Source organism: Actinopolyspora xinjiangensis (genome assembly GCF_900104475.1).
Taxonomy (GTDB): domain Bacteria; phylum Actinomycetota; class Actinomycetes; order Mycobacteriales; family Pseudonocardiaceae; genus Actinopolyspora; species Actinopolyspora xinjiangensis.
This window is the reverse complement of record NZ_FNJR01000006.1, coordinates 18,280-39,654: the sequence shown is the minus strand read 5'-3', so window position 1 is coordinate 39,654 and position 21,375 is coordinate 18,280. Positions and strand designations below refer to the sequence as shown.

The window sequence follows — 21,375 nt, the reverse complement described above, 5'->3', positions numbered from 1 at the left end:
TGTTATCCCGTTGACCTGCGCCGGGAAGCCAAATCGACAACCTTGCCGTGATCGGCATCGTCGGCCACGTGGGGCAAATGTGGGGCACCACCGTGGTGCGAGTGCCTCGCACCCTCGAATCCTGCCCCACTCAGTGCCCCACGGACGGCGTCCCACTGTGTATCGGCGAGGTGCGCGTACCGCTGGGTCATGGTGATCGTCGAGTGCCCGAGCAGTTCCGAGACCTGTTCGATCGTCACGCCCCGCTGGAGCAGCCACGAGGCGTACGTATGCCTAAGGTCGTGCGGTGTCAGGCCGTCGAGCGCAGCCTCCTGAACCGCCGGATTCCATCGGTCCCTCCGGAAGTTCGAGTAGCCGATCGGGGTTCCTGCTTTGCTCGGCAGCAGCAGGGCGCCGTCGCAACGTTTCTTGTCGCGGTGCTGCGCCCGACACCGCACGGCCGGGTGAGCGGCCATCCACTCGTCCAGCGCCGCTGCGAGCTCGTCAGTGATCGGGATGCCGCGGCGAGACTTCCCCTTTGGGTACGGCTTGATGTGGTCCGCGCCGAGCTCGTAGACCTCCTGAACGACGATGCGCCGCTGCCCGATGTCCACGCGAGACCGATGCAACCCGACGATCTCGCCCCACCGCATTCCGGTGCCGACACCGAGATCGAGGATCATCCGCAGCAGCTCGTCATCGGCGGCGCTTCGCAGCCGTGCGAACTGCTCGCGAGTCAGGAAAAACTCGTCGGGTGGAGCTGCCTTCGGAAGTTCGATGTCGACGCACGGCGAGGAGCCGATCTTTCCCGCCACCACCGCATCGGCGAGCGACTTTGCGAACAGCCGGTAGACCTTCTTCACCGTAGTCGGCGAGAGCGCCTTTCCGGACTCCTTGCGCCGTTGCCCGCCGCCGACTGCCTTTCCGCTCCCCCGCTTCGTCGGTGCCGTCTTGCTCGTACGAGAAAGCTCGTCGATCCACTGCTGCACTCGCTCGCGGGTGATGTCGGCGAGCGGCACCTCGTCCCAGTACGGCGCGACGTGAGTCCGCATCCGCGACTCGTCGCCGCGGGCGGTTCCCGACTCGATCCGGCGAGCCGGGAACCACTCTTCGCGCCACTGGCCCCACGTCGCCCGCCCGGCTTTCGGGTCGACCGCGCCGGGGCGGCGGATCTTGTCCTCCTCGATGGCCGCGAGACGCTTCGCCTCGGCCCGCTGGGTATAGGTCCGGCCGAGGTAGCGCTTCGCGCCTGAAGCGTCGCGGTACCCACCGCGGTACCGGCCACTTTTCAGTTTTTCGGTCCAGGCCATCGCGTGACCTCCTATGGTGGTGGTGATTACGTCCGCTGGCGTGCGCGCAATGCGGCGTTGCGCAGGGCGTCCGCCACGAGATCGGCAGCGTCGGCGCTGAGTTCGACAGGTTCCAGGCCTGCCCTGCCCGCCAGCACGTGTCCTGCGCTGTCTACGGCGATGCGTACCGTTCCGTCTGTGCTCACGATCCAGGCGACGTCGTCGTCTCTGGGACCGTCGTCGATCATGCAACCCTCCCTCGCGCTGCCCTCGTACAGCGCGCCGTTCGAACGAATGTTCGACCATTATGCCTGACCTGCCCCCGCAGGGTCGTCAATCCTGCGTCGTGCGTTACGGAGAAAAAAGCACAATTCGGAAACAACTCTCCAGTAGGCGTAGGGTTGCTCCATCCGGGCGAAGTACGTCTACTCAGAGGACTGGCCTAGCCGACGCTCCAGCTCCCGCAGTAGGTCCTCATTAGACATTTTGGACGGATCAGGGGCGGTCACGTTCTCGTCCGCCTGCTCCGGAGTCAGTAGTCCCACCAAGACGTAAAGCCTCTTCAGGGGCAAATTCAGGGCGTCGGCGAGCTTGGCGGCGTTATCCCACGAGGGGTACTCCCCTCGGCGCCACCGGTACACCCCGGAGTCGCTCAGGCCATGCGCGTGCGCGAACTCCTTGACCGTGTACCCACGTTCGTCCAACCACGTGTCGATGTACTGCTGAAAAGTCGTCGCATAGTCATACGTGTAGCGCGCTTCAGTCATGCCTGACACCGTACTATCAGCAGTGCTAGAACCGCAGGTCACATGGCGTGATCCACTCGTTTAGACGCCTCTATGTGGGCGATTGTTCGCCCGACCAGGCCAGCATCACTACTGAAGCCAGTTGCACAACTGATAGGAACGCAGTAGTGTGTCACTCATGCAGCCAGCTTCAGTCATGATTCAGGACGGGCATCATGAATGACTCGATCACTGCGCGTGTCGATCGGATCAAGGCGTGGCGCGACGCCGAAGGGTGGTCGAACGACGACCTCGCCGACGCGATGGGCGTGCACTACATCACCGTGAACCGCGTCCTCGTCCAGGGATGGCCCGCGAGATGGGCGTTCCTCGACGGAATCGTCCGGGCATGGGGGATCGGTGCACTCCTCGAGCTGTTCGAGGAGCACGACATCGAGAGCGAGGTGGCGGCATGACCGAATGGCTGACCGCCCGCGACGTCGCATCCCTCGTCGGATGCCACTACATCACCGTTGCCCGCGCCCTGGAGTCCGGCGAACTACACGGCCACCAGCGGCATCGCGGCGGCCGGTGGCGCATCCACCCCGACGCGCCGGACGTGTGGGTGCAGGGCGGAGACAGCGCCGCGCCCTGCGGATGCAGCAACGTCGTTCCGTTCCGACGTCCGAAAGGGACCGCAGCATGACCCAAGTAAAAACCCCCGGCCGTAGCCGGGGGCTCAGCGGAGTAACCCTCCCACCACAGGAGGACTACATGTCCTCAGCATACCGCACCGACCTCCACGAAGCCATCACCACCCGCGACGTGCGCCTCAGTCCCTACCCGGCGGACTACGACGAGTGCGCCGAGTGCGGCCACCCCGCCGGGGTCGCCGTCTACTGGTGGGATGCCTACCCCCCGTACGGGTGGACCAGCGCCGCGAGCTGCCCGCTGTGCGCCGGTCTCGTGATCGACCGGGCGCTGGAGGAGTGCCAGGACGGCACCGAGGTGACCGTCGAGACGGATCTGCTGGGGGTGCGGCCATGAGTCTGACCGGATCGACCGAACTCGACGCGCTGCTGCCAGAGGCGACACAGCTCGTCGGGGCGATCCACGAGTACGAGCCGGAGCAGGTGCACAGCATCCTCGCCCGCCACACCACGCCGGACGAGCTGCGCGCCCTGGTGGTGCTGCTGGCCGGGATGGTGCCCGACGACCAGACGCCGGGCGAGCTGCTCGGCTGGGTCGCCAACCCGCCGGAGTACACGAGACTTCGCAGCGAAGGTGTCAGCGCCTACGCCGCCGGAGCGCTCGCGGGACGAGAGGAGGCCGCCGCGTGACCGCCGACTACCTCGGAACCTACGAACCCGGCTCGGATGAGTGGCAAGCGCTGCGTACCTCCGGGCTCGGCGGGTCGGAGATCGCCGCCGTGCTGGGGCTGAGTCCCTACGAGAGCCGTTTCTCGCTGTGGCACCGGAAACAGGGCTTGGCCGATCCGCAGCCGGACCACGCCGCGATGCGGGCCGGTCGCTACCTCGAACCCGCGGTCGCGGCCATGTTCGCCGACGCGCACCCGGAGTGGACGGTGGAGCAGTCGGGCACGTGGTGCCACGCCGAGCGCCGCTGGCAGATCGCCAACCCTGACCGGCTGATCACCACCGACCAGGGACACCGCGAGCTACTGGAGATCAAAACGGCTCGCGACTCGTTCGGGTGGGGCGAGCCGGGCACCGACGAGATCCCGGTGCACTACCGGTGCCAGATCCTCTGGTACCTCGACGTGCTCGGACTCCACCGGGCGCACCTGGCCGTACTCACCAGCGGGCAGGACTACGCCGAGTACATCGTGGAGTACTCCACCGACGAGGCGAACCTGCTGCGCGACCACGGCGAGGACTTCCTGCGCACGATCGAGGAGAACGAGCGCCCTTCGATCGACGAGCACGGCGAGACCTACCAGGTGATTCGCGACCTGCACCCGGACATCGAGGACGCCTCGGTCGAGATCCCGGCCAAGCTCGCCGAGCACTACCGCGACCACCTCGTCGACGAGCGCATCGTCCGAGACCGAAAACGGCGCTACGTCGCCGAAATCGCCGACTACATGGGAACCGCCCGCCGCGCCTACTCCGAGGGGCAGCCCATCGCGATCCGCAAAGCGAGCCACGGCGGCACCCCGCACGTGGCGCCCGCGCCCGCACTTACCCGCACGATCAGTCAGGAGAACAAGCCATGACCGGCCAGACCATCGGCACCGCCGTTGCCAAGAAGGACGACGAAAACCCGTCGGCCATCATCGCCACCAACCGGGCCGACCTCGCCCGGGTGATGCCGAGCCACGTTCGCACCGACTCGTGGGTCCGCATCGCGCAGGGCATCGTGCGCCGGGACAAGAACCTCGCCCACGCCGCACGCCAGTCGCCCGGCACCCTCATGGTCGCCCTGATGGAAGCCGCCCGGTTGGGTCTCGAACCGGGCACCGAGCAGTACTACCTCACTCCCCGCAAGAACAAGGGGAAGCCGGAGGTGCTCGGCATTCCCGGTTACCAGGGGCTCATTGAACTGATGTACCGCTCGGGTGCCGTGTCGAGTGTGGTCGTCGAGACCGTACGGGAGAACGACACGTTCCAGTGGGCGCCGGGGCGAATGGAGCGCCCGGAACATGAGGCCGACTGGTTCGCCATCAACGGCGAACGCGGACAGCTCCGCGGCGTCTACGCCTACGCGATCATGAGCAACGGCGCCACGTCCAAAGTGGTCGTGCTCAATCGCAACGACATCGCACGCGCCCGCGACTCCGCCCAGGGCGCCGACTCCGAGCACTCCCCGTGGAAGAACCACGAAGAGGCCATGTGGCTCAAAACAGCCGCACGCAGGCTCGCCAAGTGGGTGCCGACCTCGACCGAGGACCGCCGGATCGTGCAGGGCGTCGCCGAACGCAGCGACCAACCCACCGAAGCACCGCTCGACCTCACCGACGAGCCCGACACCGACCAGCCCATCGAGGGCGAACTCGTCGACGAGGAGGCCACCCAATGAGTCAGCTCGCCCTCGCCCTGGCCGACCGCAATGCCGGAGGCGAAGCCACCCTCGCAGCGGCCACAGCGGCACACCGCACCGCACGGGAGCTCTACGAGCGGCACCTCGCCGAGCTCATCAGGGAGCACGTCGAGTTCACTGCGGACACCATCCGCGAGCGGGCCGGAAACCCGCCCGACGCCCAGCCGAACCTGCTCCCGTGGCTGCTCTCCCAGGCAGCCCAAGCCGAACGCATCCAGGCCGTCGGCGAGTACCGGAGCCCCCGCCGTACCCGACACGGCTCCCGTAACCGCCGGTGGATCGCCACCGACGCGCTCTGACCTATCCACCGCGGGGCCGTCCGCGTGGCGGCCCCGCCCCTTCGATCTATTTGGAGTTGCCGACTCATGCCGTGGTTCGCCGTCGACGACCAGCTCGCCGACAATAAAAAAGCGCGGAAGGCCGGGACCGCCGCGCTCGGATTGTGGGTTCGGTGCGGATCGTGGGCCGCCGCGCATCTGACGGACGGATTCGTTCCGGCCGACATTGTGACGCGCTACGGCACCACGAAACAGGCCGAGAAATTGGTTCAGGCTGGATTGTGGGAACACGCCGAAAGCGACGGCGAATCCGGCTACCAGTTCCACGACTGGTTCGACTACCAACGGAGCGCCGAGCAGGTCCGCAGCGAGCGGGCCGGAGCCGCGAAGCGCAAGCAACGCTCCCGCAACGCCTCCGATGGCAACGACACGACCAATGAGGGGTCCAATGGGGGGTCCAATGACGGGCGTGTCGCACCCGAAAACGACGAGACAAAAACACACGAAAAATCCGAGAAACCGCAGGACACGGACGGGTGTCACGGTGTGAGTCACACCGTGAGTCACGGTCCCCCCATCCCATCCCATCCCATCCCTACAGAGGGGGCGCGCACGCGTGCGCGCACGCGAGCCCCCGATCACCTGCTCGTCACCCCCGACATGCGCCAGTGGGCCGACCGATCCGGAATCCGGTGCGACCTCGATGCGGAAACCGAAACGTTCCTCGACTACCACCGCGCCAAAGGGGCGACATTCAAGGATTGGCACGCCGCGTGGCGAAATTGGATGAAAAACACGCTGAAATACGGCGGCGCCCCGAAATCGGATTCACGGAAACCGAACACCCTCCGCGGAGAAAGGATCGCTGAACAATGACGTGGATCGCCGACCCGGCGATGGAAATGGCGCTACTCGGGTCGATGCTCATCGACGCCGACACCACCGCGCCCGCACTCCGGTCAGTGCCACGGGAAGCGTGGGGAGTGCCGCGACACGAGCAGCTCGCCGCGCTCATGCTCGACATGCACACCCGCGGGCAGGGCATCGACAAGCAAACCGTGGTCGGCCAGATTGCGGCCCGGAGTCTGATGACCAAGCTCGACCCGGATTTCGTCGCCAAGCTCGACACGGGCGGGTATTTCCCGTTTCATGCCAGCGACTACGCCGAGCGCATCATCGAGCTGTACGGGCAGCGGTATCTCTCCGAAGTCGTCACCCGCACGCAGCACCGGCTCGCCGAGGGATGGGAACGTGGCGACGGGATCGACGTATCCACCGCCGTGGCCGAACTGCGCACCGCGTGCGACGCCGCACAGACCACGGCAGGCAGTGCCCAGGCCGCCCCGCTGTCACTAGCCGAGCTGCTGGAGGCCGACGACTCGTACAACTGGCTCGTGCCGGGTCTGTTGGAGCGTGCCGAGCGCCTGGTGCTCACCGGCGGCGAGGGCGCCGGCAAGTCCGAGCTCGTGTCGCAGTTCGCCGCGACGCTGTGCGCCGGTTTGCACCCGTTCACGGCGAAACCGCTCGGCGATGGCGGGCACGGGCTGCGGGTGCTGATCGTCGACGCCGAGAACTCCGAGCGCCAGACCCGACGCCGGTACCGGCGGATCGTGCGGTGCGTGGACCGGGCACGGGCTGACCACGGGCTCGGCCCGGCCGACTGGCGCGGGCAGTTTTTCGTCCACTGTAGACCCGAGGGGTTGGACTTGACGTCCGGCCGGGACATCACGTGGCTGGAGCACTCGGTTTCCGCGGTCGCCCCGGACGTGCTCGTACTCGGGCCGCTGTACAAACTCCACGCTGGCGACCCCTCGGACGAGCAGCTCGCACACCAGCTCGTGAGCCAGATCGACTCGATCCGGGCGCGGCACGACTGCGCGCTGATCACCGAGGCGCACGCCGGGCACGCCCAGGACGGCGGCGGCAACCGCAAGATGCGCCCGTCCGGGTCGAGCCTGTGGCTGCGCTGGCCCGAATTCGGCTACGGGCTCCGGCGCAGCCAGGAGAAACCACCCGGCGGATTCACCGACGAGGAGGAGCGCCGCAACCGCGAGCGGCCCGTCATGGTCGACGTCGTCGCCTGGCGCGGATCCCGCGAGGAGCGCCAATGGCCGACATCGCTGGTGCACGGCACGACGCTTCCGTGGGTGCCCGCCGACCCGGACTACGAGAAAACCGCCGGAATCTGATTTTTACATGTGCAGCTAGTTGCACTCATGACTGACACTAGCTACAGTGATGAGACAGCGGAGTTCACACCACCACAGTCCAGAGAGGACGAATTTCGATGAGTACTGACACTGCCGTGACCACCGACGCGCCCCGCTACCGCGACGAGCGCGATCGGCTGCGCGGAGAGGTCGCCACCCTCCGCGACCTGCTGAAGACCTGGATCGTCGTGACCATCGCGCTCACCCGTCGCGCCTGGCAGGCCGAGCGGGACGCGGCCCAGCTCCGCGAGGAGCGGGACACCGCCGAGCAGCGGTTCACCGACACCTGCGACACCAACGCCAGCCTGCGGCAGGCACTCCAGGACGCCAGCGCCCGCGAGCTCCAGCTCATCGAGGAGCGCGACACCGCTCGGGAAGCGCGCACCGTGGCGCACCGCCGGGCCTCAGAGTTCATCGACCGCGCCCTCGCCGCCGAGTCCGAGGCCGCCGACCTCCGCGCCCGCAACGCCGAGCTCGTCCACCGCTACGACCAGACGAAATCGGCCGCCGTCGAGGCCATCGAGCGGTGCAACCAGCTCGAACGGCGTGCAGGGCGCGCCGAGGACCGCGCTCGTCGCGCCGAACAGCGCCCCGACCCGGAACCCGCCCCCGTCGAGGACCACCCCGGCGTGCTGCGCCGCTGCGCCCAGCGGGTGCGCGACCTGGCCAGGGGGCAGTGATGCGGATCCGCCTCGACCAGGTGACCGGCACCGACCGGCTCGTGCTCTACAGCCCCACCGGGACGCCCCACGAGTACTCGGTCCTCTCGCTCGACACGACCCTCCCCCGCTGGCACGTGCTGCGCGTACAGCGCGACGGCCACCACGCCTACATCGCCGGCCCACCCGACATCGCCATCACCGTGAGCCGCAAGGAGAGCACGCAATGAGCACTCAGGACGCAGACGGCGGAACCGTCGAGATCAACCCCGAGCTGGTCGAGCTGCGCGACTACCTCGCCCGTGTCGAAAAGATCGCCGACGACGCCCTCGCGGCCCGCGACCGGTGGGTGGAACGTGCCCACCGCGCCGAGGCCCGACTCGCCGAACAGCGACGCGCCCGCATGAGCGGGCAGAGCCGCGACATCCAGCAGATGTGCGACGAGACCGAGGCAATCATCGCCGACCAGATCGACCAGAACCGCTCCGACCTACGCGAGCGGTGCCCCGAGCAGGTAGCGCCGCTTGATGCGCTCCGGCGCATGGCCGCCCGGTGCGACGAGGCCGACGACGAGGGCGCGCTCATCGAGCCCGACGAGATCCGACTCATCATCCGCGACGCGCTCGCCGACGACCAGTAACAGCCACCGGCGGCCCCACGCGGGGGCCGCCCACCGTCCGAGGAGGACACCGTGAGCACTCTCGACGCCCTCGACATCACCACCATCACCGTGCCCGATCACCTGACGCTGTGGCGGAACTCAGACGCCATACGCCCCGCGCTGATCCTCGGCGACGACCGCGGCTGCGTGGAGGTGTCGACGCTGTTCGGCTCCGCCGAGTACGGCGGCGTCGACATCCACTCCCGCGACCCCCGCGAGGGCCTGGACTCGATGGATCACTGCCGGGTACTGGACGGGCCGTGCCACGGGGCGGGCACCTCGATGGTCGGCCCCTCCGAGATCCGCGAGGCGCTACAGACCGGCGACGGCCCCGCGCTGGTCGCGGCGATGACCGCCCGGCACCGCCAAGTGTTCGACCAGTAACCCATCCCTCCGGCGCCCCCGCACAGGGGGCGCCCTCCCCCCTGGAGGCACAGATGACCGACCACAGCCCCGCGGAGCGGATGGTAGCCCAGCTACAGCGCCGCGCCGACGACTACGCCCAGATCATCACCGAGCTACGCCGCGACCTCGCCGAACTCCAGGCAACGCAGCGGCTCACCTGCGACGGCTCGGCGACCTGCAGGGCTACCGCCCACGTCGAGGGGTGCTTCGCCACGAGCGTCGAGGACGAGCAGCCCGCGGCCGTGACCGTCACCCTCCACGACCCCGACAGCGAGCAGGGGCAGGAGCAGGTCGACGAGGCAGGTCGAACGCTCGCCGCGGAGTACGGCGAGGAAACCGCCTACGAGCTGTACGAGAGCCTGCGTAACCACTACCAGGAGACCGCCCGCGCCGTGCTCGCCGCGCTGCGGGGAGGTGGGCAGTGATGGCGCAGGACATCGGCAGCCCCAACCACCGGTGCGACTGCGGGCAGGACGTGTACCTCGCGCACTTCGTCAGCAGCACCGACGGTGTTCCGGATTTCGAGGGCGAGCAGTTCGACCCGCTCGACCGGCGGATCGGCGGCGACGCGCTCCTGTCGTGGCACGACGGTGACCTGCACGCCACACGGCTCACCGATCAGCAGCGGCGCGGAGCGGAGCGTGCTGGCGAAGCTCTCCACGAGGAACACGAATGCGGGAGGCAGTGATGGGCCGCGCCCTACTCGTGGCCGGGCTGGTGCTGGCGGTGCTCGTATCCGCCGTGCTCCTCGCCAGCGCCGCGCTCGGGCTGCCCCTGATCGCCCACCAGGCGCTCGGATGGGGCGCCGGAACTCTCGCCGGAGTGGCCGGGCTGCGCGAACTCTCCCGCGCCTACCGCATCGGAGGCACACCGCAATGACCGAGCCAACCTGGCGCGACTGGGCAGGCCGCAGCATCACCGACCCCACCGACCCCAACGGACGCCCCATCGAGACGCCGACCGATCGGCGGTGGCTGTGGCGGATCGAGACTGACCTCGCCGTGTCGGCCACCACCGACAGCCAGCGTCGCCTGGCGCACCTGCTCCGCGAGTACCTCGACGAGACCTGCGAGCACCACTACCTCGACTACGACGCCGACGAAGCGTGGGACGCACACCGACAGTGCCTGTGGTGCAACCACATCGAGGAGGGCGAGCAGTGAGCCGCCCTCGTGGGCAGTGCCCCCACTGCCGCCGGCCCATCAGCATCACCACCACCGGACGCGTCCGGCACCACGCCGGCGGCGTCGACACGCACTACCCCGGCGAGGGCCGGACCTACCGATGCCCCGGCGCCGGACAGGCGCCCGCAGACATCGACGCCGCCCTCACCCGCGGACAGCCCGACTAGCCACCCAGACCGGCCGGGGGTGACTGAGGGAGGGGCACCCCCGGCCGCCCCCATCGACCCGAGAGGAACAGACATGGCACAAGGCGAGCCAACAACCACCGTGATCGGCAACACGACATCCGACCCGGAACTTCGCTTCACCCCCAACGGCGCTGCGGTCGCGAACTTCACCGTCGCCTCGACACCGCGCTACTACGACAAGCAGGCAGGCGAATACAAGGACGGCGAAACCCTGTTCCTGCGCTGCAACATCTGGCGACAGGCCGCGGAGAACGTTGCCGAGACACTCACCCGCGGCATGCGCGTGGTGGTGCAGGGACGGTTGCGCCAGCGTTCCTTCGAGACGAAGGAGGGCGAGAAGCGCACCGTGGTCGAGATGGAGGTCGACGAGGTCGGCCCCTCGCTGCGCTACGCGACCGCCCGCGTCACCAAGGCCACCTCCGGAGGTGGCGGCTCCGGCGACGCGTGGGGTTCCGCGCCCGCCCCCGCGCAGGACGATTCTCCGCCTTTCTGACCGCCGCCCGCCGGGCCGTCCACACCGGGCGGCCCCCGATTCCCACGGAGACGCAGCGATGACCACCACCCGCACCCGATCCGACATCGGCCGGAGCAACCGGCGCCGAGGGGCCGACGCGGAACGCCGCGTAGCCGGCTACCTCCGCGACCACGGGTTCCCGCACGCCGAGCGAGCAGTCCGCACCGGCTACAGCACCGACGAGCGCACCGTGGCCGACCCCGGCGACCTCACCGGCACACCCGGCCTGGTGTGGCAGGTCAAAGACACGCAGCGGTGGGACGTTCCGAAGTGGATGACCGAGACCACCCGGCAGGCTGAGGAGGCGAACGCCGACCTCGGGATCCTCGTCATCCGCCGCCGTGGGCAGGCCACCGCCGGGCTGTGGTGGGCGCTGTTGCCGCTGGCCGATCTCGGTTATCTGTACGGCGGACGCAACATGCTCGGCTTCCGGAACCGCACCGCGCCCGTGTGGCTCCAGCTCGACGCGCTGTGCCCGCTCCTGCTCGCCGCGGGCTACGGGGAGTGGGCGTGATGGCCGACCAGGAAACCCCCCAGCGCGCCCCCATCGTGCTCGGCGAGACCCCGCAGAGAGACCTGCGGGCCGCCGCCTACGTGGTGGCCGGGCGCTCCCGCGACGCCGAGGAATGCCGGGAGCTGCTCGACATGCTCGGGATCGAGCCGGGAGAACTCCGCCGCACCTGCACATGGTGCGGCACCCGGCGGGAACAGCTGTCGGCCGCGATCGGCTCCCGGTGGTACTGCCACGGCGATGGAGAGAGCCGGAGTTGCTACGAGCAGGCGCAGCGCGGGAACCGCACCGCGGGCGAACTGATCGAGGAGGTGCGGACGTGAGCACGCACCCACTGTCCTCGTTCGAGCAGTGCCCCGCGTGCGGCAAGAAGGTCTACAACTCCCGGCGGTCCGCACGACAGGCCGCGAAAGCACACCACCCCGGCAAACACCTCAACGCCTACCGGTGCCCCCGCTCGCTGGAATGGGACTCGACCCGCTGGCACGTCGGGCACCTCCGAGCGCCACGCGACTACTACCGCCAGGAGGCGACAGCATGACCCGCCCCGACTACGCGGCGCCGTGCCGCTCCCCCGAATGTCCGAACACGGCCCACGACGGGAACTTGTGCTCCCACTGCCTCGGCGGGCTGCTCTACGCCCTGCGCGGTGACCGCGACGGCACCAACGGAGTGGCCGACCTCGCCGCCGAGCTCGACATCACCATCACCCGGCAGGCCGTCACCACCGACCGCGTCGGCTCCCGCGGCAACGAAACCCCGGTGCCGTTCCACGTGGCCGCCTCCGATGCCCGCCGCGACCTGCACAACGTGCTCGGCACGTGGGCACGCGACCTGTGGGAAACCTACGACGGGCAGCACTCGCCCGGCGTTGTGGACACGCTCGGCGACATCGCCGGGTGGATCGCCCGACACCCCACGTGGCTCGCCGGGCACCCGGCCGCCGGTGAACTCGTCGACGAGCTGCGCGACGCCATCGCCCGCGCCTGGCGCGTGGTCGACCTCGCCCCCGAACGGCTCTACTGCGGCCCCTGCCCGCACTGCCGATGCGGCATCTACGCTCGCCCCGACCGGGACATCGCCGGGTGTCGGGAATGCGGAGGCCGCTACGAGGTGGCGACGCTTCGCGAGCAGCTCCTCGACGCCGCCCGCGACACCCTGGCGACCGCGGCCGAAGCCGCCCGAGCCCTGCCCGCACTGCTCGGGCGTGACGTGTCGGTGAACAGTCTCCGCAAGTGGGCACACGAGGGACGGCTCGCCAAGCACGCGCCCCTGCCCGGTGACAGCCGCCAGCGGCCCCGGTATCGGCTCGGCGACATCATCGACATGACACATCGCACAACGGCAGGCGCCGCGACCTGCGCATCATGATTGGACAACCGCCCGATCGTTGTGCAGAATGGTCAACAGCAGCAATACACGTATGCCCATAGAGAACCCCCGAGCCACTAGGCCGGGGGTTTTCGCATGTCAGGGGGTTATGTGCCCACCTGGGAGTTACACCAGCGCGACGCGCTCGCGCACCTCGCCAGCATGGACACCGGCAGCGTCGATGCCGTGATCACCGACCCGCCCTACTCGTCCGGCGGCATGATGCGCGGCGACCGCACCGGCAACACCCGCGTGAAATACACCGGATCGAAAACCGAGCTACCCAGTGCGCTCGATTTCGCCGGAGACAACCGCGACGGGCACGGCTGGGCCTACTGGATGACGCTGTGGCTCTCCGAGGCACTCCGAGTGACCACGGTAGGCGGCGCACTGGTGATGTTCACCGACTGGCGACAACTCCCCACCGCCACCGACTCGATACAGGCCGGCGGCTGGGTATGGCGCGGCGTCGTCCCGTGGATCAAACCCGACGCTCGCCCGCAGCGTGGCCGGTTCACCCAGAGCGCCGAATTCGTCGTATGGGGCACCGCCGGCCCCCGCGGCCTCGTCGGCGACACCCTGCCCGGCTACTACCACGCCCGAGTGCCCCGCAACAACGATCCCGGTGGGCGCCACCACATCACCGAGAAACCCCTCGACGTGATGCGCTCACTCGTGCGTATCTGTCCCGACGGCGGCACCGTGCTCGACCCGTTCGCCGGAGCAGGAACCACCGGGCGGGCCGCCCTCCTCGAAGGGCGGCGGTTCATCGGCTGCGAGATCACCGAGCACTACGCCGAGGTGTCCCGACAGCGCATCGCCGAAGCCGCCGAGCCACTGGACCACATGAGTACATAGCGTAGGTCAGCTCGTTCGTGTCGTCGCGTACAATTCGCCCTTCAGCATTCCCGCGCCGCCACCATAGATCACCCCAGATGCATCGGCCCAGCAGTCGACGCGCTCCGGGGTGTTTCGCTTCGTGTAGATGCATTCCGAGAGCCAGCGATCCGTTTTCCGCTCCACCTCCGAGGCGGCGTCGGCTAACGATGTGAACCCCGCCTGGCGGGCATCCTCTTCGAGAGAGCGCGCCATCATTCCCAGCTGGTCCATTCCCTCCAAGCAAGGATTGTCGAACGGTTTCGGTCGGCACGGCTGGAGAATGTCGCTTGCATCCTGAAGCTCAGACGACCACTTGTCGATGAGGTCCGTCGCCGACATCGAGACGGTCTCCGACGTCGCAGGCGCCGATGTGGACGACACCTCCGGGTCATCCGACGCGCTCGACCCTGTCGAGCATCCGGCGGACACAGCGGCGAGCAGGGCGAGACCTACGGCCCATCTACGAGACACGATGCACTCCTCACACGATCAGTGACGCGGGCATCATGCCACGGAGGTGATGCGGCGTGGGGCGTTCCGCAGGAAGATCCGGGTATCGATACCGTAAAGCGATCGAGCGTCTGCGTCAGCCCGGTGCGGTGTGCGTGCTGTGCGGCAACGAAATCGACACCGAGCTGCGGTTCCCCGATCGGCTCTCGTGGAGCCTGGAGCACCTCGACGGAAACCCGGACAACAACCACCCGGACAACCACGCCAGCGCGCACCTGACGTGCAACAGCACGAAAGGCGCGAGGGACCAGTGGAAAAAGACCACGCAGCCACGGCCTCGAACGTCGAGGATGTGGTGAGGATGCTGACCGTGGTGACCGGCCCGCCCGCGTCCGGCAAGTCCACGTGGGTGCGCCAGCAGGCGAAGGCCGGCGACATCGTCATCGACTTCGACACGCTGGCGAACGCACTCACCGTCGCCGAGTTCGACAATCACGAGCACCCGCGGCACCTGGTCAACGTGGCCAAGGCAGCGCGGACAGCGGCCATCGGAGAAGCTCTCAAGCACAGTACCGACGTGGACGTGTACCTGCTGCACTCCACGCCCGGAGCTGAGGCGCTCCGGCGCTACCGGCGGCAGGGAGCGCGCATCGTCACCATCGATCCCGGCGAGCACATCGTGCGGGAGCGGTGCAAACGACTCCGGCCTTCGGCGATGCTGCCGGTGGTGGACCGGTGGTACCGCGAGCAGGGTGACAGCCACGCCAGTGATCACGTGGTCAGCGCCAGCAGGCGTAGCCGAGAGTGGTAGCCACCCACCGACCACCCCGACCCGGCGCCCCGTGTCACGGTAGGCCGTCGATCTAAGCGGACCCGCCCCGTGGCGGCAGCGTCAGCAGCGTCCGCAGCAGGAACCACCCACTGTGAGGCTGTGACCAGCAGTGATGCGCCTGCCGAGTCGCTGGTGCTCGACGCTCCGTTCGTGCTGGGCAGGCCCCCGGCAGGGGTGCGGGGGCACCCTCGGCGCGTTGACCAGCGATAAGGCGACCCCATCGCCGCCGTCGACGCATCTCCCCGTGAACGAAATCTCGGAGGTGGGCATGAGCGAGTCGGCTGCGGATCGTCAGCGTCGGTCACGGGCTCATCGTTCGGGTGACCACTCGAAATGCATACCGGGCCGGTGCGCTGCGCTGACGCCGGATGTCACGGAGGATGTCACAACTTCGGAGCGTGACACGGAGCCGGAGCGGCCCCAGTTGGGCGCCTCGGGTGCGCGGTTGTGGCGGGAGATGACGGAGGACGGTTCGTTGCCTCCGATGGCGATGGTGCTGTTGCTGGAGGCGTGTCGGATCGCGGACAGGCTCGACCAGCTCGACCGGCAGTTGCAGGGCGAGGCGTGGCTGGAGTTCCAGCAGGACGAGGAGTCCGGTTCGGTCGTGGTGGTGATGGACAAGGCACTCGCGGAGGCGCGGCAGCAGGCTACGGCGTTCAAGCAGATCGTGGCTGAACTCCGCCAGGCGTCCGGCGGTCGCGGCAAGAGCAAGGCGTCGCAGGGCGAGAAGCGAAGCGAAAGAGGGGCGAACGGCATTGCAGACCTCACCTCCCGAATCGCTTCACGGCGCTCTTCATCCGCGGGTTGAGGTCGCCCCGCCCTATGTGGAGAGTTTCGGCGCGGAAGCGATCGAGCTCGCCTCCCGTGCGGGGCTGGAGTTGGATTTCTGGCAACAGCAGGCAGTCACGTTGATGCTGGCCGCTCGCGAGGATGGCAAGTGGTCCTGCTTCGAGTACGGCGAGATCGTGGCTCGGCAGAACGGCAAGGGCGGCATTTTGGAGGCCCGAGCGCTTGCGGCTCTGTTCCTGCTGGGCGAGCGGCTGATCATGTGGTCGGCGCACGAGTACAAGACCGCGATGGAAGCGTTTCTGCGGATGCGTACCCATGTGGGGCGGCTGATCGACGCCGGGCTGGTCGATGATGACGACATCAAGGTCAACAACACCAACGGCGAGGAGGGCTTCGAGCGGCTGGACACCGGCCAGCGGCTGAAGTTCATCGCCCGGAGCAAGAGCTCCGGCCGTGGCTTCAGTGGCGACGTGAACATCATCGATGAGGCGTTCGCCTACACGTCGAGTCAGCAGGCGGCCTTGATGCCGACGATGAACGCTCGCCCGAACCCTCAGATCATCTACACCTCGTCGCCACCGCTCGATGGAGAATCGGGCGCGCCGTTGTTCGCGTTGCGGGCGCGGGCCGACGCGGGCGGGGATGATTCGCTGGGCTGGCGGGACTGGGGCGCCGAGGGCGACCTGGAGCGACTCGACGAGATCGACCTTGACGACCGCGAGCTGTGGGCAGCGACGAATCCGGCGCTAGGCATTCGCATCACCGAGGAGACGATCGCCCGTAACCGTCGGTCGATGGGTCACGAGGAGTTCGCCCGCGAGATCCTCGGCATCTGGCCGCGCCAGGCCGACAGCAACGGCGGGGTGATCGACCCTGCCGCATGGCTGGACCTGCTCGACGGGGAATCGCAGGCCGGGGACGACATTGCGTTCGCGGTGGAGGTCAGCCTCAACAGAGAGTGGACCTCGATCACAGCGTGGTCGATGCGCGAGGACAGGCTCGGTCACGCCGAGGTCATCGACCGCCGTCCGGGCACACAGTGGGTCATTGACCGGCTGTTGGACCTGCGGGACCGGTGGAACCCGGTCGGCATCGGAGTGGATGCGAAGGGGCCGTCGATCTCGCTGGTGTCTGACCTGGAGGCCGCGGGCATCACTCGCGCCGAGGATCCGGACAAGCCGAAGCGCAGCGAGTTGGTGGTGTTCTCGTTGCAGGACATGGCCGCCGCGTACGGGCAGTTCCTCGACGCCGCGTCCCAGCGGACGTTTCGGCATATCGGGCAGGGCGAGCTGGACACGGCGGTGCACGGTGCCCGTGCTCGTCCGGTGGGCGATGTCGAGGTGCTGGGGCGCAAGAACGTTGAGGTCGACATTTCTCCGCTGACCGGGGTGATTGTGGCCCGCCGGGTGTTCGTGACCCGCATTGACCAGATCAAAAAACCGAAGAGGGCGCCGAAGTTCGCGTTCGTATAGAGGGGAGGACTGACCATGCCGAAATCGCTGCTGGCGCAGATCCTTGTCCTCCTCGGAGCGATGCTCGTGGTCGCCGGAGTGTGCGGGCTGCTCGGCTGGGAGGTTGCCGCGCTGGTGGCCGGCGCCGAATGCGTGGCTTACGGGCTGTTGTTCGTCGACGTGGACGCTGACGGGAGGGGCCGCTGATGGCGAATCTTCTCCGGCGGCTCCGGCGCGACATTTCCACGGTGGGCGACTACGCCGAGGCGATGTCCTACGCCGGGCACAGCTACTCGTTGTTTCCGCAGGTGCAGCAGACCATGACCGGCGACCAGGTGGAGCAGCCTGGTCACGACATCATGGCATTTTCGCGGCGCATGTATGCCAACAACGGCATCGTCTACGCCTGCATGTCGATGCGGGCGCACGTGTTCAGTGCGATCCGGTTCGCGTTCCAGCGGTTCGAGCAGACGCGGCCGTCGGGCATGTTCGGCACGAGGGCGCTACGGGTGTTCGAGCGCCCCTGGCCCGGCGGGTCCACGCAGGATCTGCTGTCGCTGATCATTCAGGACCTCGACCTCGCCGGTAACTCGTACTGGGTGCGCCGCGGGGACGAGCTGGTGCAGCTCCCGGCCGATCAGGTCGACATCGTGCTGCGGATCCGCGAGGACGGGTTGGGGTACGAGACGGCTGGCTACATGCACTGGCCGAACGGGCGCGGCTCCGGGCGGCGTGGGATTCCGCTGCGAGTGGGCGAGGTCGCCCATGTCACCCCGCCGACGCGGGACCCGTTCGCCCCGTACAAGGGCATGTCGTGGATGCGCACCGTCTTCAGTGAGATCGGCGCGGACAACCTCATGGAGCGGCACAAGTCGAAGTTATTCGAAAACGGCGCGACGCCGAACATGGTCGTGAAAATGTCGAACGAGGTCGACGACGATTCGTTCGAGGAGTACGTCGCTAAATTCCGCAGGGCGCACGACGGGGCCGAGAACGCCGGAAAAACCTTGTTCCTCGCGCCGGGGCTGGACATGGAAGTCGTCGGCAAGGATCTCCAGCAACTCGACTTCTCCAGCATCCAGGGGCACGCGGAAACACGGATCGCCGCAGCGGCCGGGGTGCCACCGCAGATCATCCCGCTGTCGGAGGGAATGCAGGGCTCCAGCCTCAACGCCAACGTATACAGCTCGGCCCGGCGCCGGTTCGCCGACGCGACGATGCATCCGTTGTGGCAGACCACGGCGTCCTCGCTGGCGGTGCTGGCCGAGGATCTCGGCGGGTCGGCGCGGTTGTGGTACGACACCCGCGACGTGCCGTTCATCCGCGAGGACGAGGCCGACGTCTCGGCGATCCAGCAGAACCGTGCCCAGACCATCCGCACGTTGGTCGATTCCGGCTACACCGCCGAATCCGTGGTCGAGGCCGTCAATTCCGATGATATCGGGCTCTTGCAGCATTCCGGCCTGTTCTCGGTGCAGTTGCACCCGCCGGGCGATACGCAGTCAGTCACCGATCCGGACGCCGGGTCATCCGAGGGAGGGTCGTCGTGAGACACCGTGACGACGGGACGCCGGATGTCCCGGTCGAGGATCTCCAGCGCACTACGAGTTTCGAGGTCACCCGTGCCGATGAGGACACCGACGGGTTGACCCTCGAGGGCTACGCGGCCATGTTCAACAGCCCGACGCTGATCGACTCGATGTTCGAGGGCCGTTTCAATGAGCAGATCAAGCGCGGCGCGTTCTCCAAGAGCATCCGCGAGAACACGCCCGTTCTCCAGTTCGATCACGGGATGCACCCGCTCATCGGGTCCATCCCGATCGGGGCGATCCGCAGCCTCAAGGAGGACGAGCGCGGCCTGTTCGTCAAGGCCAGGCTGTCGAACAACTGGCTGATGCAGCCGGTCCGCGACGCCATCGCCGACGGCGCCGTGAACGGCATGAGCTTTCGCTTCAGCGTGGTGCGCGAGCAGTGGCAGGACAAGACGTCCGAGACCCCCACGCGTACGTTAACCGAGGTCAAAGTCCACGAGCTCGGACCCGTGGTGTGGCCCGCTTATTCGGACACCAGTGTGGGAGTGCGCTCCCGCGAGGTGCTGTTGGCGCTGTCCGATCCGGACGTGCGCAGCGAGGTCGCCCGTGTCCTGGTTTCCGACCAGACCGCTGGCAAGGCCAGCGACGAGACCACCCCCGTCGAGGACAGCGACGCGCCGCCTAGTGGGCACCCGTCGCGCTCGAACGAGGGCAAGGAAAGTATCGACGCGCCGTCCCCGGGGGGACACCCGTCGCCGCACAAAAAACAGTCGTCGATGAGCGACCGCGAAATCAAATCAAATCTGCGGTGGATAAACACGCTCGTCAGCCTGACAGAACGAAAGGGACTCGAATGAGTACCGAATCTGTGGCGGGAGCCTCCGAGGAGAACCGCCAGGACCCCACTCGCCTGACCTATTCCCAGGCGGAAAACCGGATGAAGGATCTTCGTGACGAATGCGAGCGCATCGCCGCGAAGGAAAGCCGCACCGATGAGGACGACCGGCTGTTCGCCAGCTACGTCCACGAGATCGGGCTGCTCGATGAGCACGCCCGGAATCTTCAGAGGCAAGCCTCACTGGCTGAGGTTCGGTCTATCGTGGACGACCCGAGCAGGAGCGGCGGCAAGGTCGCCTCCGGTGTGCAGACCAACGAGCGCTCTCGTGACAGCTACGATCGGGACGCGATCCTCGAACCGGACTCGATCGAGGACGCGAGGTTCCGTAACCCGTGGGACCTGTCCGAGGTCAGGACGTTCGACCGGAATCCGGGCGAGATCGGGCAGGAGATGCGCTCCCGCGCCCTGTCGGCGATCGAGAAGATGCCCGCGACCTCCGACCGGGTGCGTGCCGCGGCTACCTCCATCATGGAGGGCCACGACGACAAGCAGGGCACCATCGCCCGGCTGTGCCTGGCGACCAGCTCGCCGGAGTACCTGCGGGCGTGGGCCAAGTTGGCCGTGGGCAAGGGCCACATGCTCGAACAGCGCGAGCAGGAGGCCGTTAACCGTGCGATGTCCCTCACGGACAGCCAGGGTGGCTACCTGGTGCCGTTCCAGCTCGACCCCACGGTCATTCTGACCTCGGACGGCTCCCGCAACGACATCCGGCAGGTGGCTCGGCAGGTCGTGGCCACCGGCGACGTGTGGAACGGCGTGAGTGCGGGGTCGGTGTCGTGGCGGTGGGCCGCCGAAGCCAGCGAGGCCACCGACGGGGCACCGTCGTTCGCGCAACCCAAGGTACAGCTCCACAAAGCCGACGGGTTCGTTCCCATCAGCATCGAGGCGATGGAGGACGAGCAGAACGTCACCCAGGAAGTGGCGCGACTGCTCGCCCAGGGCAAGGACGAGCTCGAAGCGGCGGCATTCATCAGCGGCTCCGGGGCGGGCCAGCCCACCGGCATCGTGACCGCCCTCGACGGCGGGTCCAGCGAGATCAACACCGCCTCGGCGGCCACGTTCGCGGCTGAGGACGTGTACACGATGGACAACGGGCTGCCCGCCCGCTACCGCCCGTCCGCGTCGTGGCTGGGCAACAGGGGCATCTACAACCTGGTGCGCCAGTTCGACACCCAGGGCGGGGCGCAGATGTGGGAACGCATCGGCGCGGACGTCCCGGCGCAGCTGCTCGGCCGCCCGGTGTACGAGGCCGAAGCGATGGCCAACTCTGTCGCCACCGGCAACGACATTTTGGTGTACGGCGATTTCAGCAACTACGTCATCGCCGACCGCATCGGCATGACCGTCGAGTTCATCCCGCACCTGATGGGTTCGAACAACCGCCCGCAGGGCCAGCGCGGTTGGTACGCCTACTACCGGGTGGGCGCCGACGTGGTCAACGCCGGTGGCCTGCGGATGCTCAACGTCTCGTAATCAGCCGAACCGGGGGCGGGCCGTGCGCTCGCCCCCG

General features: G+C 67.9%; 34 protein-coding genes. 30 read left to right on the top strand and 4 right to left on the bottom strand.

Translation table 11 applies throughout. The annotated features are described in order from the left end of the window. Positions 1 to 2 precede the first annotated feature (2 nt). The 3 genes from BLQ75_RS10665 to BLQ75_RS10660 form a co-directional block, all read right to left on the bottom strand. Positions 3 to 1,289, bottom strand: coding sequence for a tyrosine-type recombinase/integrase (locus BLQ75_RS10665; RefSeq protein WP_170837432.1), 1,287 nt, complete (start codon positions 1,287 to 1,289; stop codon positions 3 to 5). Positions 1,290 to 1,315: 26 nt separating this feature from the next. Beyond that, positions 1,316 to 1,516, bottom strand: a complete 201-nt coding sequence (locus tag BLQ75_RS23425; protein WP_170837431.1) for a hypothetical protein — start codon at positions 1,514 to 1,516, stop codon at positions 1,316 to 1,318. 177 nt (positions 1,517 to 1,693) lie between these two features. Further along, the gene (locus BLQ75_RS10660) at positions 1,694 to 2,035 is read right to left on the bottom strand and encodes a helix-turn-helix transcriptional regulator (protein WP_092601212.1); all 342 of its coding nucleotides are present in this window, start codon (positions 2,033 to 2,035) and stop codon (positions 1,694 to 1,696) included. A 194-nt stretch (positions 2,036 to 2,229) separates the two neighbouring features. Here BLQ75_RS10660 and BLQ75_RS10655 point away from each other — a divergent pair, with 194 nt between their 5' ends. The 23 genes from BLQ75_RS10655 (at position 2,230) to BLQ75_RS10550 (ending at position 13,892) form a co-directional block, all read left to right on the top strand. Further along, positions 2,230 to 2,469 (top strand): helix-turn-helix domain-containing protein, encoded by a 240-nt coding sequence (locus BLQ75_RS10655; RefSeq protein WP_092601210.1) that lies wholly within the window; start codon positions 2,230 to 2,232, stop codon positions 2,467 to 2,469. Next, positions 2,466 to 2,699 (top strand): helix-turn-helix domain-containing protein, encoded by a 234-nt coding sequence (locus BLQ75_RS10650; protein WP_092601208.1) that lies wholly within the window; start codon positions 2,466 to 2,468, stop codon positions 2,697 to 2,699. Before BLQ75_RS10655 ends, BLQ75_RS10650 begins: the two co-directional genes overlap by 4 nt. Positions 2,700 to 2,767: 68 nt before the next feature. Continuing rightward, the gene (locus BLQ75_RS10645; protein WP_092601206.1) at positions 2,768 to 3,040 is read left to right on the top strand and encodes a hypothetical protein; all 273 of its coding nucleotides are present in this window, start codon (positions 2,768 to 2,770) and stop codon (positions 3,038 to 3,040) included. After that, complete coding sequence (locus BLQ75_RS23420; protein ID WP_170837430.1) at positions 3,037 to 3,333, top strand: hypothetical protein; 297 nt, start codon at positions 3,037 to 3,039, stop codon at positions 3,331 to 3,333. Before BLQ75_RS10645 ends, BLQ75_RS23420 begins: the two co-directional genes overlap by 4 nt. Continuing rightward, positions 3,330 to 4,229: a YqaJ viral recombinase family nuclease gene (locus BLQ75_RS10640; protein ID WP_170837429.1), complete on the top strand. Its 900-nt coding sequence runs from the start codon at positions 3,330 to 3,332 to the stop codon at positions 4,227 to 4,229. The genes BLQ75_RS23420 and BLQ75_RS10640 overlap by 4 nt, the downstream gene beginning before the upstream one ends. Continuing rightward, a complete protein-coding gene (locus BLQ75_RS10635) occupies positions 4,226 to 5,032 on the top strand; it encodes a recombinase RecT (RefSeq protein ID WP_092601202.1) in 807 nt (268 codons plus the stop codon). The genes BLQ75_RS10640 and BLQ75_RS10635 overlap by 4 nt, the downstream gene beginning before the upstream one ends. Next, on the top strand, positions 5,029 to 5,352 hold the full coding sequence (locus BLQ75_RS10630) for a hypothetical protein (RefSeq protein ID WP_092601200.1): 324 nt from the start codon (positions 5,029 to 5,031) through the stop codon (positions 5,350 to 5,352). Before BLQ75_RS10635 ends, BLQ75_RS10630 begins: the two co-directional genes overlap by 4 nt. Before the next feature lie 66 nt (positions 5,353 to 5,418). After that, the gene (locus BLQ75_RS10625; RefSeq protein ID WP_092601198.1) at positions 5,419 to 6,207 is read left to right on the top strand and encodes a hypothetical protein; all 789 of its coding nucleotides are present in this window, start codon (positions 5,419 to 5,421) and stop codon (positions 6,205 to 6,207) included. Then, complete coding sequence (locus BLQ75_RS10620; protein WP_092601196.1) at positions 6,204 to 7,520, top strand: AAA family ATPase; 1,317 nt, start codon at positions 6,204 to 6,206, stop codon at positions 7,518 to 7,520. The genes BLQ75_RS10625 and BLQ75_RS10620 overlap by 4 nt, the downstream gene beginning before the upstream one ends. 98 nt (positions 7,521 to 7,618) lie before the next feature. Next, a complete protein-coding gene (locus tag BLQ75_RS10615; protein ID WP_139182952.1) occupies positions 7,619 to 8,221 on the top strand; it encodes a hypothetical protein in 603 nt (200 codons plus the stop codon). Next, a complete protein-coding gene (locus BLQ75_RS10610) occupies positions 8,221 to 8,430 on the top strand; it encodes a hypothetical protein (RefSeq protein ID WP_092601193.1) in 210 nt (69 codons plus the stop codon). Before BLQ75_RS10615 ends, BLQ75_RS10610 begins: the two co-directional genes overlap by 1 nt. After that, positions 8,427 to 8,840 carry a hypothetical protein gene (locus BLQ75_RS10605; RefSeq protein ID WP_092601191.1) on the top strand — a complete coding sequence of 138 codons (414 nt, stop codon included), beginning with the start codon at positions 8,427 to 8,429 and terminating at the stop codon, positions 8,838 to 8,840. The genes BLQ75_RS10610 and BLQ75_RS10605 overlap by 4 nt, the downstream gene beginning before the upstream one ends. A 51-nt stretch (positions 8,841 to 8,891) precedes the next feature. Then, complete coding sequence (locus BLQ75_RS10600; RefSeq protein WP_092601189.1) at positions 8,892 to 9,245, top strand: hypothetical protein; 354 nt, start codon at positions 8,892 to 8,894, stop codon at positions 9,243 to 9,245. A gap of 53 nt (positions 9,246 to 9,298) precedes the next feature. Next, positions 9,299 to 9,691 carry a hypothetical protein gene (locus tag BLQ75_RS10595; protein WP_092601187.1) on the top strand — a complete coding sequence of 131 codons (393 nt, stop codon included), beginning with the start codon at positions 9,299 to 9,301 and terminating at the stop codon, positions 9,689 to 9,691. Further along, on the top strand, positions 9,691 to 9,954 hold the full coding sequence (locus BLQ75_RS10590; protein WP_092601185.1) for a hypothetical protein: 264 nt from the start codon (positions 9,691 to 9,693) through the stop codon (positions 9,952 to 9,954). The genes BLQ75_RS10595 and BLQ75_RS10590 overlap by 1 nt, the downstream gene beginning before the upstream one ends. After that, on the top strand, positions 9,939 to 10,145 hold the full coding sequence (locus tag BLQ75_RS10585; protein ID WP_139182951.1) for a hypothetical protein: 207 nt from the start codon (positions 9,939 to 9,941) through the stop codon (positions 10,143 to 10,145). Before BLQ75_RS10590 ends, BLQ75_RS10585 begins: the two co-directional genes overlap by 16 nt. Then, the gene (locus tag BLQ75_RS10580; protein WP_092601180.1) at positions 10,142 to 10,429 is read left to right on the top strand and encodes a hypothetical protein; all 288 of its coding nucleotides are present in this window, start codon (positions 10,142 to 10,144) and stop codon (positions 10,427 to 10,429) included. The genes BLQ75_RS10585 and BLQ75_RS10580 overlap by 4 nt, the downstream gene beginning before the upstream one ends. Positions 10,430 to 10,690: 261 nt before the next feature. Next, the gene (locus BLQ75_RS10575) at positions 10,691 to 11,131 is read left to right on the top strand and encodes a single-stranded DNA-binding protein (RefSeq protein WP_092601178.1); all 441 of its coding nucleotides are present in this window, start codon (positions 10,691 to 10,693) and stop codon (positions 11,129 to 11,131) included. Between the two features lie 58 nt (positions 11,132 to 11,189). After that, the gene (locus BLQ75_RS10570) at positions 11,190 to 11,666 is read left to right on the top strand and encodes a hypothetical protein (RefSeq protein WP_092601176.1); all 477 of its coding nucleotides are present in this window, start codon (positions 11,190 to 11,192) and stop codon (positions 11,664 to 11,666) included. Continuing rightward, a complete protein-coding gene (locus BLQ75_RS10565) occupies positions 11,666 to 11,986 on the top strand; it encodes a hypothetical protein (RefSeq protein WP_092601174.1) in 321 nt (106 codons plus the stop codon). Before BLQ75_RS10570 ends, BLQ75_RS10565 begins: the two co-directional genes overlap by 1 nt. Further along, entirely contained in the window at positions 11,983 to 12,204 is a 222-nt protein-coding gene (locus BLQ75_RS10560) for a hypothetical protein (RefSeq protein WP_211481303.1), read from the top strand. Before BLQ75_RS10565 ends, BLQ75_RS10560 begins: the two co-directional genes overlap by 4 nt. Beyond that, positions 12,201 to 13,034, top strand: coding sequence for a hypothetical protein (locus BLQ75_RS10555; protein WP_092601172.1), 834 nt, complete (start codon positions 12,201 to 12,203; stop codon positions 13,032 to 13,034). The genes BLQ75_RS10560 and BLQ75_RS10555 overlap by 4 nt, the downstream gene beginning before the upstream one ends. A gap of 96 nt (positions 13,035 to 13,130) precedes the next feature. Further along, complete coding sequence (locus BLQ75_RS10550) at positions 13,131 to 13,892, top strand: DNA-methyltransferase (RefSeq protein ID WP_092601170.1); 762 nt, start codon at positions 13,131 to 13,133, stop codon at positions 13,890 to 13,892. Between the two features lie 6 nt (positions 13,893 to 13,898). Here the strand turns inward: BLQ75_RS10550 and BLQ75_RS10545 are convergent, their stop codons facing one another. Next, positions 13,899 to 14,252, bottom strand: a complete 354-nt coding sequence (locus BLQ75_RS10545; RefSeq protein ID WP_092601168.1) for a hypothetical protein — start codon at positions 14,250 to 14,252, stop codon at positions 13,899 to 13,901. A gap of 421 nt (positions 14,253 to 14,673) precedes the next feature. On the opposite strand from BLQ75_RS10545, the gene BLQ75_RS10535 reads away from it, so the two are divergent. From BLQ75_RS10535 to BLQ75_RS10510, 7 genes are all read left to right on the top strand, one after another. Further along, the gene (locus BLQ75_RS10535; RefSeq protein ID WP_211481302.1) at positions 14,674 to 15,174 is read left to right on the top strand and encodes an AAA family ATPase; all 501 of its coding nucleotides are present in this window, start codon (positions 14,674 to 14,676) and stop codon (positions 15,172 to 15,174) included. Between the two features lie 445 nt (positions 15,175 to 15,619). Further along, a complete protein-coding gene (locus BLQ75_RS10530; RefSeq protein WP_211481301.1) occupies positions 15,620 to 16,003 on the top strand; it encodes a hypothetical protein in 384 nt (127 codons plus the stop codon). Positions 16,004 to 16,019: 16 nt separating this feature from the next. Beyond that, positions 16,020 to 17,456 carry a hypothetical protein gene (locus tag BLQ75_RS10525; RefSeq protein WP_092601162.1) on the top strand — a complete coding sequence of 479 codons (1,437 nt, stop codon included), beginning with the start codon at positions 16,020 to 16,022 and terminating at the stop codon, positions 17,454 to 17,456. 15 nt (positions 17,457 to 17,471) lie between these two features. Continuing rightward, positions 17,472 to 17,642, top strand: a complete 171-nt coding sequence (locus BLQ75_RS23415; RefSeq protein WP_170837428.1) for a hypothetical protein — start codon at positions 17,472 to 17,474, stop codon at positions 17,640 to 17,642. A 113-nt stretch (positions 17,643 to 17,755) separates the two neighbouring features. Beyond that, positions 17,756 to 18,985, top strand: a complete 1,230-nt coding sequence (locus tag BLQ75_RS10520; RefSeq protein WP_211481300.1) for a phage portal protein — start codon at positions 17,756 to 17,758, stop codon at positions 18,983 to 18,985. Further along, entirely contained in the window at positions 18,982 to 19,824 is an 843-nt protein-coding gene (locus tag BLQ75_RS10515) for an HK97 family phage prohead protease (RefSeq protein ID WP_092601158.1), read from the top strand. Before BLQ75_RS10520 ends, BLQ75_RS10515 begins: the two co-directional genes overlap by 4 nt. Beyond that, positions 19,821 to 21,338, top strand: coding sequence for a phage major capsid protein (locus BLQ75_RS10510; protein ID WP_092601155.1), 1,518 nt, complete (start codon positions 19,821 to 19,823; stop codon positions 21,336 to 21,338). The genes BLQ75_RS10515 and BLQ75_RS10510 overlap by 4 nt, the downstream gene beginning before the upstream one ends. The last annotated feature ends 37 nt before the right edge of the window (positions 21,339 to 21,375 follow it).